At 65.9% G+C, this 13,407-nt stretch carries 13 protein-coding genes; 6 read left to right on the top strand and 7 right to left on the bottom strand.

All coding sequences use genetic code 11. The annotated features are described in order from the left end of the window. Positions 1-8 precede the first annotated feature (8 nt). Entirely contained in the window at positions 9-992 is a 984-nt protein-coding gene (locus ACEL_RS05390; RefSeq protein WP_011719883.1) for an alpha-ketoacid dehydrogenase subunit beta, read from the bottom strand. Then, complete coding sequence (locus ACEL_RS05385) at positions 980-2,008, bottom strand: thiamine pyrophosphate-dependent dehydrogenase E1 component subunit alpha (RefSeq protein ID WP_011719882.1); 1,029 nt, start codon at positions 2,006-2,008, stop codon at positions 980-982. The genes ACEL_RS05390 and ACEL_RS05385 overlap by 13 nt, the downstream gene beginning before the upstream one ends. 150 nt (positions 2,009-2,158) lie before the next feature. Here ACEL_RS05385 and ACEL_RS05380 point away from each other — a divergent pair, with 150 nt between their 5' ends. Further along, positions 2,159-3,076 (top strand): NAD(P)-dependent oxidoreductase, encoded by a 918-nt coding sequence (locus ACEL_RS05380; RefSeq protein ID WP_011719881.1) that lies wholly within the window; start codon positions 2,159-2,161, stop codon positions 3,074-3,076. 14 nt (positions 3,077-3,090) lie between these two features. Here ACEL_RS05380 and ACEL_RS05375 read toward each other — a convergent pair whose 3' ends face one another. After that, complete coding sequence (locus ACEL_RS05375) at positions 3,091-3,729, bottom strand: cupin domain-containing protein (RefSeq protein ID WP_011719880.1); 639 nt, start codon at positions 3,727-3,729, stop codon at positions 3,091-3,093. A 142-nt stretch (positions 3,730-3,871) separates the two neighbouring features. Between ACEL_RS05375 and ACEL_RS05370 the strand changes: the two genes are divergently transcribed. The 5 genes from ACEL_RS05370 (at position 3,872) to ACEL_RS05350 (ending at position 9,644) form a co-directional block, all read left to right on the top strand. Next, positions 3,872-5,221 (top strand): M24 family metallopeptidase, encoded by a 1,350-nt coding sequence (locus ACEL_RS05370; RefSeq protein ID WP_011719879.1) that lies wholly within the window; start codon positions 3,872-3,874, stop codon positions 5,219-5,221. Between the two features lie 18 nt (positions 5,222-5,239). After that, positions 5,240-6,595 (top strand): amidohydrolase family protein, encoded by a 1,356-nt coding sequence (locus ACEL_RS05365; protein ID WP_011719878.1) that lies wholly within the window; start codon positions 5,240-5,242, stop codon positions 6,593-6,595. After that, entirely contained in the window at positions 6,592-7,527 is a 936-nt protein-coding gene (locus tag ACEL_RS05360; protein WP_011719877.1) for a cupin domain-containing protein, read from the top strand. The genes ACEL_RS05365 and ACEL_RS05360 overlap by 4 nt, the downstream gene beginning before the upstream one ends. Next, positions 7,524-8,219 carry an SDR family NAD(P)-dependent oxidoreductase gene (locus ACEL_RS05355; RefSeq protein ID WP_011719876.1) on the top strand — a complete coding sequence of 232 codons (696 nt, stop codon included), beginning with the start codon at positions 7,524-7,526 and terminating at the stop codon, positions 8,217-8,219. Before ACEL_RS05360 ends, ACEL_RS05355 begins: the two co-directional genes overlap by 4 nt. A 294-nt stretch (positions 8,220-8,513) precedes the next feature. Continuing rightward, complete coding sequence (locus tag ACEL_RS05350; protein ID WP_011719875.1) at positions 8,514-9,644, top strand: Gfo/Idh/MocA family protein; 1,131 nt, start codon at positions 8,514-8,516, stop codon at positions 9,642-9,644. On the opposite strand, the gene ACEL_RS05345 is transcribed toward ACEL_RS05350, so the two are convergent. From ACEL_RS05345 to bioB, 4 genes are read right to left on the bottom strand one after another with little or no spacing between them, the layout of a single operon-like run. Continuing rightward, positions 9,615-10,868, bottom strand: a complete 1,254-nt coding sequence (locus ACEL_RS05345) for a cytochrome P450 (protein WP_011719874.1) — start codon at positions 10,866-10,868, stop codon at positions 9,615-9,617. The genes ACEL_RS05350 and ACEL_RS05345 overlap by 30 nt on opposite strands. Then, positions 10,865-12,190, bottom strand: coding sequence for an adenosylmethionine--8-amino-7-oxononanoate transaminase (gene bioA, locus ACEL_RS05340; protein WP_011719873.1), 1,326 nt, complete (start codon positions 12,188-12,190; stop codon positions 10,865-10,867). Before bioA ends, ACEL_RS05345 begins: the two co-directional genes overlap by 4 nt. Next, positions 12,187-12,360: a biotin synthase auxiliary protein BsaP gene (gene bsaP / locus ACEL_RS13005; RefSeq protein WP_476499101.1), complete on the bottom strand. Its 174-nt coding sequence runs from the start codon at positions 12,358-12,360 to the stop codon at positions 12,187-12,189. The genes bioA and bsaP overlap by 4 nt, the downstream gene beginning before the upstream one ends. After that, a complete protein-coding gene (gene bioB / locus ACEL_RS05335; RefSeq protein ID WP_011719871.1) occupies positions 12,360-13,367 on the bottom strand; it encodes a biotin synthase BioB in 1,008 nt (335 codons plus the stop codon). The genes bsaP and bioB overlap by 1 nt, the downstream gene beginning before the upstream one ends. Between the last annotated feature and the right edge of the window lie 40 nt (positions 13,368-13,407).

Genomic DNA, 13,407 nt, shown 5'->3' with positions numbered 1-13,407 from the left:
AACGGGTCTCAGTTTGCTGTCACGTGCTTGCGAATGGTTTCAACGATACGGTCGACGCTGGGAATAGCGGCATCTTCCAAGACATCAGCCGCCGGGAGGGGAATGTGCGGCGTGGTGATGCGTACCGGGGCCGCCTTAAGGTCAGGCCACGCCTCTTCGACGAGGATGGAGACAATTTCGCCACCCCAGCCGCAGAGGCGCGGATTCTCTTCCACGGTGAACACGCGGCCGGTGGCCCGGGTCGCGTCAAGCAGTGTTGATACGTCGAGCGGCACAAGCGAACGGACATCGACCACCGAGACGGAAATGCCATCCTCAGCGGCCAACCGGTCCGCAGCGGCGAGAGCTCTTGGCACCATGGCAGCCAATGCAACCACCGTGGCGTCCCGACCCTGTCGGCGTACGACAGCGCGACCCAGCTCGTCAACGATCTCTCCGTCAGGAACCTCGTCGCGCACCGCATACAGCGACTTGTGTTCGAAGAATATGACCGGATCAGGATCGCGGATCGCCGCTGCAAGCAAGCCGACAACGTCACGTGGGGTCGACGGTGCAACGACCTTCAGGCCAGGAACCATCATGGCCCAGTTTTCGACACTCTGAGAGTGTTGGGCACCAAAGCGGACTCCCCCGCCGTTGGCCGTCCGGATGACAAGAGGCAGGGAAATTTGACCGTGCGTCATGTACCGCGTCTTGGCGATCTGATTGGCAATCTGATCCCAGCAGACGGCGAAGAAGTCCGAGAACATGATTTCCGCCACCGGCCGCATGCCGTTCATCGCCGCCCCCATTGCGGCGCCGATGATCGCCTGCTCGGCAATCGGCGTATCGATGACCCGGCTCGGTCCGAATTGATCGAGGAGCCCGACCGTCGCCTTGAAAACACCCCCGGCGGCGCCGACATCCTCTCCGATGAGCACGACCCGGGAATCCCGGGCCATTTCCTGTGCGAGGCCGCGAGCCACCGCCTCCCGATAACTCAGGACCGCCACGACGCACTCCCATCTGCCCAAAGGTCGGCTTCCACCAAGCTCACGTCGGGGGCAGCCGCCGTACGTGCCTCCTCCACCGCGCGGTCGACCTCCGCCGTGGCCCGCGCTTCGATCTCATCGAGAGTGCCCGCCGGGTAGCCGCTGGCAAGAAGGTGCTCCCGGTAACACGTCACCGGATCCCGGGCAAGCCACGCCTCGACTTCCTCCTTCGGCCGGTACGTACCGGGATCTGCTCGGGAATGCCCACCCTGCCGGTAGGTAAGGGCCTCGATGAGCACCGGGCCGCCGCCGGTGCGGCACTCGGCAATCGAGCGCCGGGCGACATCGAAGACGGCGGCGACATCGTTGCCGTCGACAACGACAGCGGACAGACCGTAAGCGGACGCACGGTCGGCCAGCGGTCGCACCACCGGAGTCACCGAAGAAATCGACGTGTACTCCATGTACAAGTTGTTTTCGCAGACGAAGACGACCGGAACTCTCCAGACTGCAGCAAGGCTCAGCGCCTCGTGAAAGGCCCCGATATTCGTCGTCCCATCGCCGAAAAAGCAGACGACAACTTGGTTCGTTCCACGCACTTTTGCGGACCATGCGGCACCGACCGCCACCGGGAGGTGCGCGCCAACGATGGCGTATGACCCCATCATGCCGTGCTCAACGCTGGTCAAGTGCATCGAACCACCCTTACCAGCCATCAGGCCGACCGACCGGCCCATGAGCTCGCCCATAACACCGGTCATTGATGCGCCCCGGGAAAGGGTGTGTGCATGACCCCGGTAGGTGGCAAAGGTGAGATCCGTCGGCTCCATCGCTGCGGCAAAGCCCGTTGCCACCGCCTCTTGACCAAGCGACAGATGCGACGTACCTTTTACCAGGCCTTGAAGGAAAAGGTCGTGAGCCCGCCGCTCGAAGAATCGCAGGCGCACCATCAGTTCGAACAGATCCAGTTCGCGACCGTTGACCTCCGCGGTGAAGGTTGGACGTTCCGGTAAACCGATGTCCGTAGGACGACGCACCCAACACCTCCGTCAGGTCGACCCGGACCGGGATCGAGCGTACAGTGACATCAAACAAAGACTAGCGCGTGCGCGAGCGGTACGCAACCGATTGTGGTAGGTGTCACGCGTGCACCGAATCCTTCAGCCTCAACCAGGGAGGAGTCGACGGTGACACAGGTCGCAGTTCTCGGTCTCGGTGCGATGGGCAGCGCAATGGCGGCCCGGCTTCACGACGCCGGTGCTGAGCTCATTCTCTGGAACCGGACCCGCGAACGCGCGCAGGCGCTCGGCGAACGACTCGGCGCCAAGGTTGCTGCAACGCCCGCTGAAGCCGTGGCAGACGTTCCAGTTGCGCTCACCTCGCTTGCGGATCGTCGGGCGGTCGAGGACGTCTTCCTCGGTCCGGACGGCGTTGTGGCCGGTGCACGCCCCGGTCTCGTCGTGGCGGAGCTCAGCACCGTGGAGCCGGAGGTCGCTCGTGCCATCGCGCCCGAATTGCGCGCCAAGGGTGCCGACATCCTCGACGTTCCGGTCTCCGGCAGCGTCGCCGTAGCACGCGAGGGCGGTCTCACGCTGATGGTCGGTGGTGAGGACGCCAGCCTGGACGCGATCCGCCCGGTTCTCGACATCATTGGTCGACGGATTTTTCATCTGGGTCCTCTCGGCAGCGGCGCGGCCATGAAGCTCGCCGTCAACACCGTCATCCACGGGCTCAATGCGGCACTTGCCGAAGGACTCGTACTCGCCGAACGAGCAGGAATCCCGCGAAGCCTGGCGTACGACGTCTTCGCATCCAGCGCCGCCGGCGCGCCCTTCGTGCACTACAAGCGGCAAGCCTTCGAGGACCCCGAACACGCGCCGGTCGACTTCCGATTGGCACTCGTCCGCAAGGACCTCGAACTCATCCTGGCCCTAGGCGAACAGACCGGCACACCGCTGCCGCAGGCGGCGAAGAATCTCGCCATCGTCGCCGCTGCGCTCGACCACGTCGGCGATCGTGACATCTCCGCTCTCGCCGTTTACCTGCGTGGTCTAGCCTCCCGGTCTTTCTCAACCGAGGCACCGGCACCCGGCACGCCGCAATGAGTGCGACGGCCGAACTACACCTCCTCAGTGACGAACCAGACGCCGACGGCCGGCTGCTGGCCTTCGTTCCGAAGCCGATGGGGAGTGGTCGACGCAAAGGAAACAGCGTCACCGGGACGCAAGCGGTATTCCTCGAAACCGAGCGTGAGAATGAGTTCCCCGCTGATCAGATATCCATACTCAGCGCCGTGATGCCGCATCAGCCCGCCGTTGCTCGAGGAGGTTCCTCCAGGGTGGTAGGTGATGAGGAGGAACTCGACGTGGCTGTGTGGGAGCCGGCCAAGCCATTCCCACGTCACACCGGAATCCAGGTGGAGCACCTTCCGGTCCTCAGGCGTCACCACGGGTCCGAGCCGCTCATGCCGCTCCTCGCGGGCGGCGCGCGCCGGCGGAGAGAGGTCCATCTCCATCGGCGGCGCCACGGAGCGCCGCGCACGGGTCGGTTGCTCGAAAACCTCCTCCATCGCCAGGCCGAGGGCGGTCGTTATCGCATACAGGGTGCTCACCGACGGCTGGCTCTTCCCTGTCTCGATCTGGGACAGCAGGCTCGCGGAGACGCCCAAGTCCCGGGCCAGACTGCGCAGGCTGACGCCGCGACGCAAGCGGGCCCGGCGCAACCGCTCACCAACCTGTGGTACCTGGGCGACGTTCACCCAGCCTCCTCCGCATCCTCCGTACACGACGATCGGCTTAACACCCGTGCGGTGTCATGCGCAACCTGTGCAGTGACACTTGACGGCTTCTCGATGCCGGACCTAGACTAACAGCCTTAAAGCGGGAAAGGGGGCAGCTGCGGTGGCCATTCGTACCTACGGTCCTAACGCCGTCGACTGGGAACAACGCATCGACCTGGATCGACTCCGCCGTGATCGACTCGCCCGACTCCGTGCCACCCTGGAGACGACCGAACTCGGAGCACTCCTCGCCTTCGACTTCGCGAATATCCGATACATGACGGCCACCCACATCGGCACTTGGGCGGTCGACAAACTCATCCGATTCGCGTTACTGCCACGCGGCGGAGAACCGATCATCTGGGACTTCGGCTCCGCCGCCCGTCACCACCAGCTCTTCAACCCGTGGCTGGACGGGACACGACGCGCACGTGCGGGTATTTCCACACTCCGCGGTGCTTTCCATCCGAACGCCGGCATCGCGACCGAGCTTGCGCGCAAAATCGCCACCGAGCTTCGCGAGCACGGCCTCGCCAACGAGCCTCTCGGCGTGGATGTCATCGAACTGCCGATCCTTGCCGCTCTGCAAGCTGAAGGCGTGCAGGTCGTCGACGGTCAACAGGTTTTCCTCGAAGCCCGGCGCATCAAGACTCCCGACGAAATCGCATTGCTCACACAAGCGTGCGCAATGGTCGATGCGGCATATGAAGAGCTGTATGCTTTTCTCCGTCCCGGCGTGCGTGAGAACGAATGCGTCGGCGTGGTTAGCAAGGTTCTTTACGACCTCGGCAGCGAATATGTCGAGGGAGTCAATGCCATCTCTGGGGAGCGCTGCTCCCCGCATCCGCACGTCTACAGCGACAGAATCATCCGGCCGGGTGATCCAGCGTTCTTCGACATCCTCCACAGCCACCTCGGTTACCGCACCTGCTACTACCGCACCTTCGCAGTGGGCAGCGCCTCCCCTGCGATGCGGGACGCCTACACACGATGCCGGGAATACATGGACGCCGCGATTGCCATGGTGAAGCCCGGAGTGACCACGGCTGACATCGTGGCGCTGTGGCCGAAGGCTCAGGAATTCGGATTCCCTGACGAGGAAGCCGCATTCGCGCTGCAATATGGTCACGGCGTCGGGCTCTCCATCTGGGAAAAGCCTATCTTCAGTCGGCTCGTCTCTCTTGATCACCCGGAAACCCTGGAAGAGGGCATGGTTTTCGCGCTCGAGACATACTGGCCGGCGGCGGACGGTTGGTCCGCAGCCCGCATCGAAGAAGAAGTCGTCGTCACGGCCGACGGATGCGAAGTCATCACGAAGTTTCCAGCCGAGGATCTCCTCGTGGCCGGCCGGCGGTATTGGACCATCAATCAGCCTCTTCCCACCCTCCGCGAGCCGGAATCCCATCGGAACACGCCTGCCGGACGTGGAGAAATGCGGCTTCCGCCGCAGCCTGACGCCCGCGGCAAGTGACCAGCGAAAGGGGTCGATATGGGCAAGATCCTTCTCAAAGGCGGCACCGTCATTACCATGGACGAACAGATCGGCGACCTACCCACTGGTGACGTCCTTATCGAGGATGATCGAATCGCCGCCGTTCAACCGAGCATTCACGCGGATGCTGAGATTGTTGACTGCACAGGACGCATCGTCATCCCTGGACTGATCGATACGCACCGTCACACGTGGGAAGCGGCGATCCGCAACTGTGCGCCGAACGCAACCCTCGACGATTACTTCGTGGAGATTCTCGACACCTTCGCTCCTCTCTATCGAGCTGACGACGTGTACGCCAGCAACCTTGCCGGTGCGCTCGAATGCCTCAATGCCGGCATCACGACTCTCGTCGACTGGTCACACATCAACAACACGCCCGAACATCCGGATGCGGCTATCCGCGGACTGCAAGAGGCGGGCATCCGCGCACAGTACGCCTACGGCAGCGCGAACACCTCACTGCAGAAATATTGGTTCTTCAGCGCCGAGGCGATTCCGGCTGATGACGTACGGCGCATCCGCAGCACATACTTCTCCTCGGATCAAGGGCTGCTCACCATGGCGCTTGCCACCCGCGGACCAGGCTTCACCCAAGATGACGTTGTCCGCGCCGAGTGGGGGCTCGCCCGTGAGCTTGGCATTCCAATAACCGTGCATGTCGGCATGGGCCGGCTGGCCGGACGGTACGGCATGGTCGAGCAGCTCGATCGGCTTGGCTTACTGGGGCCGGATATCACCTACATTCACTGCTGTTACTTCAGCGAGCACGAATGGCGGCGGGTTGCCGACACCGGCGGCACCATATCCATCGCGCCGCAGGTGGAAATGCAGATGGGCCACGGCTGGCCGCCGGTACAGAAGGCACACCGTTACGGCCTGCGGCCGAGTCTCTCCATCGATGTCGTCACCACCGTTCCCGGCGACATGTTCACCGAAATGCGTGCCGCATTCGCCGGCGAGCGGGCCCGGATCAACGCCGTCTACTGGGAACTCGACCAGCCGATCCCCGAGGACACTCCGACAGCACGCCGAATGCTCGAAATGGCCACCCGCAACGGAGCACACGTGGTGGGACTCGAGGATCACATTGGTTCCCTCACACCGGGTAAGAAAGCGGACGTCGTGATACTGGACGCCCGCGCCCTGAACATGGCCCCGGTGCACGACCCAGTCGCCGCCGTCGTCATCTCGGCCGACGTGTCCAACGTCGAGCACGTCATCGTCAATGGCGGGTTCCGTAAGCGTGACGGAAAGCTCCTCACCGACGTGAACCGGGTGCGGACTCTCGTCGAGAATTCCCGGGATTACCTCGTGGCAGCGGCGGCGCAGAAGAAGGAGCAGGTGGGGTGAATCCTGCGCACCTGGTGTGCCGCGCCGCCGATGCGGTGTGGCAACCGGCGCCGGCGCCGCTTGACTCCGCGGTCGGATACCGGGGCTGGTCGGTCGTCGACTCGGCAGGGCCGGCCGTGCACACCGGGTTCGGTCTCGCTGAACTCGAGCCCGGCGGGCGACTGCCCTGGCATGTCCATTCCTACGAAGAGAGCCTTTACGTGCTCACCGGGGAAGTCGTCGTCGGTACGCCGGACGGCGCCGCTCTTCTCACCACGGGTGACTACGGCTGGATTCCGGTGGCGGTGCCGCACACATTGCGCAATGAGAGCGGAACAACCGTCCGGTTCGCCCGGATGTCCGCTCCCCAGCCGCGCGCTACGCATGGTCTGGACACGCTCGTGGTTCCACCGCAGCCGGACGCCGTACCGATCCGGCCCGATGTCCGTGACCCGCGGACCCGCCGGTACGGGCACATTGACCCGGAGAACATGAATCCGGCGCTGCAGACCCAGGATCGGCTTGCCGTCTCGGCAAGCATGCGCACTGCGCTCCTCGTCTACAGCGGGATCTCGGTCAAGATGATGATCGATTCGGATCTCGGCGCCGTGCTCTCGACGATGTTCATGGTTCAGTACGAACCCGGCGGGTTCGCCAGTCCCCACGACCATCCGTTCGAGGAGACCTATCTCATCCTCGAAGGACATGTCGAGGCGACTTTCGGCGATGCGACGTACACCCTCGGGCCCGGCGACGTCGCGTGGGCGGGTGTTGGCTGCCCGCATGGTTTCCGCAACACCGGTGACGTGCCGGTGCGCTGGCTGGAGACCCAGGCGCCGCAACCGCCGTCGCGCTACTCGTATCGGTTCGCCCGCGACTGGGATTACCTGCGCGATCGACTCGCGAAAGAACTCGCCAGCACCAAATGGGCCTCGGAAGGGAGCATGTCGTGACGACGACGGTCATCGTCGGGGGAACCCGCGGCATCGGTTGGGAAATCGCCCGGCACCGGCTCGGCAACGGCGACACCGTGGTGATTACAGGTCGGGACGACAAAACCGCCGCCGATGCCGCCGCCCAGCTCGGCGATGGTGCGCGCGGCATCGGCGTCGACCTCACCGAACCCCACCGCATCAAAGAAAAACTGGCCGACATTGACCGCGTGGACCACCTTGTCCTTGCCGCCATCGATCGAGACACCAACAGCGTCCGCGAATACGACATTGATCGGGCGATTCGGCTCGCCACCATCAAGCTCGTCTCCTACACCGAGGTCGTGCACACTCTCCTACCGGCGATGCACGACGAATCCTCGGTCGTCATTTTCGGCGGACGCGCAAAGGACAAGCCCTATCCCGGTTCAACCACGGTTTCCACGGTCAACGGCGGCGTCATCGGCATGGTGAACACACTCGCGTGGGAATTGGCGCCGATCCGGTTCAATGCCATTCACCCGGGAATTGTCGGCGACAGTCCGTACTGGGCGGGCAAGCCTGCGGAGGTCCTCGAGGGATACCGTTCGCGTACGCCGCTCGGCAGATTAGCCACCATGGCCGACATCGTTGACGCGGTCGATTTTCTCCTGACCAACAGGGCGGTGAACGCCGTGCAGCTCTACGTGGACGGCGGCTGGCAGCTCACGTAGCATCCAGACGGCGCAGCACGCGCGACTGGAGCACGGCCGCCGAGTCGTTGGCATCGTCCAGGGTCACGTAGCATCCAGACGACCTTTGGATCCGGCTCCGTCCGAGCGACGACCCGGGACGCCGATTAGGGAGCGACTACGCGAGACCCAGGTGAGGGATCGCAAACCGGAGAGCAAGCCCGACGGCGGCGCGCCGTGGCGGCGTCCTCACGACGGCGTCGGCGGCTCGGGGTCACTCCGTGACCGACGCGCCGGCGTGGGTCGCCGGTCGCGCGAGGGAAAGGACCGTGGAGCATGACTGCCGTACCGTGGCGTCGGCCACCGGCTGACGGTCCGGCGTGCTTCGCCATCATCGGTGCAGGATGGCGGGCCGAATTCCTCCTCCGCATCGCCGCAGCGGCGCCGGAATGGTTCACCGTCACCGGCGTCGTCGCACGAACGGCCTCGCGTCGGGAGTATCTCGCGACGCACTGGAAGGTACCGGTCCACGCGACACTTGAGGATGCGCTTGCTGCGCGGCGTCCCGATTTTGTCGTTGTCGCCGTGTCGTGGGACGCCACACCGGAATGCACGGAAGCGGTGGTACGACAGGGAATCCCTGTTCTTACCGAAACCCCGCCCGCGCCCGACGTCCCCGGACTTCGCGCCCTGTGGCAGAAAGTGGGCGAGAGCGGCCTGGTACAAGTTGCCGAACAATACACGCGAATGCCGGGCCACGCCGCGCGACTGGCCGCCATACGCTCCGGGCTCATCGGCGAACCGACGTCGGCCGACATTTCTTCGACGCATTTGTACCACGCCGTCTCCCTGCTGCGGCATTACCTGGACGTCGGCTTCACCCTTCCGGTCGTGCGGGCCACCGCCGTCACTGCCCCACTTGCCGATCCGCTCACAAAAGACGGATGGCGCGGCGACGCCACTCCCCAGCCCGTTACGACCACCTACGCCTGGCTCGACTTCGGCGGACGATTCGCCACGTACACGTTCACCGACAACCAATGGTGGAACCCGCTTCGGGCCCGGCGGATCGTCGTCCGCGGCAGCCTCGGCGAGTGGGTCGACGAGACCGTCGTCCGCCTTGTCGATCCGTTCACACCGGTGCAATCCGTGTTGGTCCGCAGGCGCGTCGGTATCGACCTCAATCTCGAAGGAGTTGATCTCGACCACATCAGCCTTGACGGCCAGGTCATGTACCGCAACCGCTTCTTTGGCGCTCGACTCTCCGAAGACGACGTCGCGGTCGCCGACATTCTTGCCGACATGGCCGCGTGGGTGCGCGAATCCGGCCCGCCCCCTTACCCGCTGGCCGAAGCCTGCCAAGACCACCTCATCGCCTGCGCGATCGACGACGCCGTGAAGAGCCAGCAGCCGGTGCTTGTCAGTCCGGCACCGTGGTCACATGCTCCGCGACCGGCCGCGACATGACCCGCCCGCCGGCGCCACGCCCGCCGATACAGCGGCACTCCGAACGACGAGAGCATCGGGCATGCGAAACGACAGGTTCAGCGGATGCCGCGGCGCCCGCACAACCTCGGCTTCCGCGAGGAGATCCGCGATCCGCGTCACGACGATTTCGGCTTCCATCGTGGCAAGCTGCGCCCCGAGGCAGCGATGGGCTCCCGCGCCGAAGGCGAGATGCCGGCGGGAGCCGCGCTGGCCGGGCAGGAAATGCTCCGGTTCAGCAACCTCGTCCGGGTCGCGGCCCGCGGCCGCAAGCCGCAGCACAATCGACCCGCCGCGGGGAATCGTCGTCCCGCCGAGCACCACGTCACGGGTGGCCACCCGCCGCCACGTCACCACCGGCGTCAGCAGCCGCAGACCTTCGGCGACGACGTCTGCCACGGCGATTCGACCCCTCCGCAGGCCGGCCAGTACCGCGGGCTCAGCAAGCAGCCGGGCAAACAACGCCGTCAAGAACTGCGATGTGGTCTCCTGCCCGGCCACCACAAGGAAAAAGAGAACGCCGACGACGTCGTCGTCACTGAGACCGGTCCGCTGCGCGTGATCGCGGAGCTCCGCGCCCAGACCGCCGGCGGTCTGGGCAAAACGGCGCAACCGGGCGTGATACGCCCCCACCTGATCGGCAAGAACCCGCTGCCGCTCCGGGGTGAGCGGCGCCCAGAACAGCTCCAGCGCCGCGGCGGCAAACCGCTTCACGGTGGCGATGTCGTCGGGCGGCAGACCAATGATCCGGTCAAGGACGACGAGCGGGAGCGGCTGAGAAACCGCCGCATGCAGGTCGACGACACCGTCACGGGCCAACACCGCCGCGGCCTCCGCCACCAGCTGCTCCGCCACGCGGTCGACGTACGCCCGATGCCGTTCGATCGCCGAGGGTGAGAAATACGGCGCTAGCAAGCGGCGCCACCCGGCGTGGCTCGGTCCCGAATTGTTCGCCAACGTGTGCGGCAGCCGAAACCGATGCCCAGCCAGGATGCGCAGCGCCGCAACGGACATCGGTGTTTCGGCGTCCAGGGTGTTGTCCGCGGCGAACGTCTCCTGATCGAGAAGCACGGCCTTCACCAATGCGCGCGAGGAGACCAGCCAATGCCGCCCCACCCGGATGACCGGACGACGCGGGTCAGTCGCGTACCAGTCGCGATAAAGGATCTCGGTCTCGCGCTCGGCCGCGTCAGTCGCCCCGCTCATCGCGCCGTCACCGTCACCGCGTCCCGAATCGCGGCGCTGATCGCGTCCACCTCGTCATCCGTGCAGATGTACGGCGGCATCGTGTAGATCAGATCACGGAACGGGCGCAGCCACACCCCGCGCTCCACCAGGACGTCCGTGACAGCCGGTACGTCGACCGGCCGGTCGCACTGCACGACGCCGACCGCGCCGAGCACGCGTACGTCCCGCACCCCAGGGGCCTGCACGCACTCCGCAAGGCCGATGCGGAGTCGGTTCTCGATGCGGTGCACGTTGGCGCGCCAGGTGCCGGCGCGGAGCAGCCGCAGGTTGGCCGCGGCCACCGCGCATGCCAGCGGATTCGCCATGAACGTCGGGCCGTGCATGAGCACCCCCGGCTCGGCGGCGCAGACGCCTTCGGCAACCCGGGCCGTGCACAGCACCGCGGCCAGGGTGAGGTACCCCCCGGTCAGCGCCTTGCCGACACAGCAGATGTCCGGGTACACCTCCGCGTGGCGCATGGCGAAAAGCTCCCCGGTCCGGCCAAAACCGGTCGCGATCTCATCAAAGATGAGCAGGAGGTCGTAGCGATCGGCAAGTTCGCGCAGCACGCGCAGACATGCCGGCGGGTAGACGAACATGCCGCCCGCCCCCTGGAGGACCGGTTCCACGATGATGGCAACAAGTTCATCGGCGTGTTCGGCGACGATGCCGCTCACCTGCGCCGTCCACTCCGCAATGTCCGCGTCCAGCCCCGCCGGCGGCCGTGGGGCGAAGAGCTGGGTGGGCAGCGTGCCGGCGAAGAGCCGGTGCATGCCATCGACGGGGTCGCAGACGCTCATCGCGCCGAGAGTGTCGCCGTGGTAGGCGCCGCGCAGGGCGAGAATCCGCCGTCCGAGACGGCCGGTGCCCGCGCCGAACTGCGCGGCCATCTTCAACGCCACCTCCACCGCTACCGACCCCGAGTCGGCGAAGAACACGTGGTCGAAGACGGGACGACCGTCGGGGTCGGAGACGAAGTCGAGCAGCTCGGCGGCCAGCGCGATCGCCGGCTCATGGGTCAGCCCGCCGAACATCACGTGACTCATCCGCTCCAGCTGCGCACGCGCCGCTTCGTCGAGGACCGGGTGCCGGTAGCCATGGATGGCGCACCACCACGACGACATGCCGTCGATCAGCTCCCGTCCGTCGGCCAGCCGCAGCCGCGCACCGGACGCCGAGACCACCCGGCGGACCGGACCCGGCGCGATCGCAGAGTCGTACGGGTGCCACAGGTGCGCCCGATCAAAGACGAGGAGCGGATCCGGTTCCGGACGGCGTCGGGCCACTGCTGAGACGCTCACCGCACCTCCCCGTGTGCCGGACACCGCGCCGTCCACCCGGTCGGCAACACCTGAACGACGAGCCGTCGGGCGCAAATTGCGCAGTACCGCGGCGGCTCCCAGACCCGGACCACGCCGCAGCGCGAATGGTCGCCGTCGGTCACCGGCTGGCCGCAGCGCTCGCAGAACATCACAAGGCTTGCGAGAGTGCCTGCAGTTCGGAACGACGGATGGGTTCGCCAAGCTCGGCGAGCAAGGCAAGATCGGCGGCGGGATCACGGCCGAGGGTCGTCAAGTAATTCCCCACGATCAGTCCGTTCACGCCGCCGCGCAGGGCATCCCGCGTGCCGGCGTCGCCTAGGGTGATCTCCCGGCCGCCGGCGAACCGAAGGATGGTCCGCGGCAAGGCAAGGCGGAACATCGCCGCTGCCCGCAAGGCCTCCGCCACCGACACCACCGGCAAGTCCGCGAAGGGGGTACCCGGGCGCGGGTCGAGGAAGTTGAGCGGCACCTCGTCCGGGTCAAGGTCCGCAAGCTGGGCGGCGAATTCCGCGCGTTGGTCCAGCGATTCGCCCATGCCGAGGATGCCGCCGCAGCAGACCTCCATCCCCGCGGCTCGAACCAGCTGCAGTGTCTGCCACCGCTCCTCCCAGGTGTGCGTGGTGACCACGGACGGGAAGTAGGAGCGGGCGGTCTCGAGGTTGTGGTTGTAGCGATGGACGCCGATCTCAGCTAGCTCCGCGGCTTGGTCCGGCGTGAGGATGCCGAGCGAGCACGAGATGTTGATGTCCACGGCTTCACGGATCGCCCGGACTGCGGCGCGGACCTGGCGCATCAGCCGGTCGTCAGGACCCCGCACGGCCGCGACGATGCAGAACTCCGTCGCCCCGGTCGCCGCCGTCTGCTCCGCGGCTGTTACCAGGTTCGGGATGTCCAGCCACGCACTGCGGACCGGCGAGTCGAAGCGGCCCGACTGGGAGCAGAAGTGGCAGTCCTCCGGGCAACCGCCGGTCTTGACCGAGACGATCCCCTCGATCTCCACACCAGGACCGCACCAGCGGCGCCGCACCCGGTGCGCCAGGTCGAGAAGGCGCGGCAGAGAGTCGTCGTCCACATCGAGAACCGCGCGGAGCTCGGGCTCGGTCAACCCGATACCGTCGCGGAGCACTCGTTCGGCGCTGGCCAGGACGTCGGTCACGGCTCACCCTCCTCGGTCACCACCGGGAGGGTACTGGACG

This window comes from Acidothermus cellulolyticus 11B (assembly GCF_000015025.1).
Lineage (GTDB): Bacteria > Actinomycetota > Actinomycetes > Acidothermales > Acidothermaceae > Acidothermus > Acidothermus cellulolyticus.
This window is presented reverse-complemented; position numbering and strand designations above follow the sequence as displayed.

Excerpts from the sequence above, each read along its gene's own strand:
- ACEL_RS05350 (WP_011719875.1), top strand. The coding sequence starts at position 8,514 with ATGACTGCCGTACCGTGGCGTCGGCCACCGGCTGACGGTCCGGCGTGC.
- ACEL_RS05345 (WP_011719874.1), bottom strand. The coding sequence starts at position 10,868 with ATGAGCGGGGCGACTGACGCGGCCGAGCGCGAGACCGAGATCCTTTAT.
- bsaP (WP_476499101.1), bottom strand. The coding sequence starts at position 12,360 with ATGTTCTGCGAGCGCTGCGGCCAGCCGGTGACCGACGGCGACCATTCG.
- ACEL_RS05365 (WP_011719878.1), top strand. The coding sequence starts at position 5,240 with ATGGGCAAGATCCTTCTCAAAGGCGGCACCGTCATTACCATGGACGAA.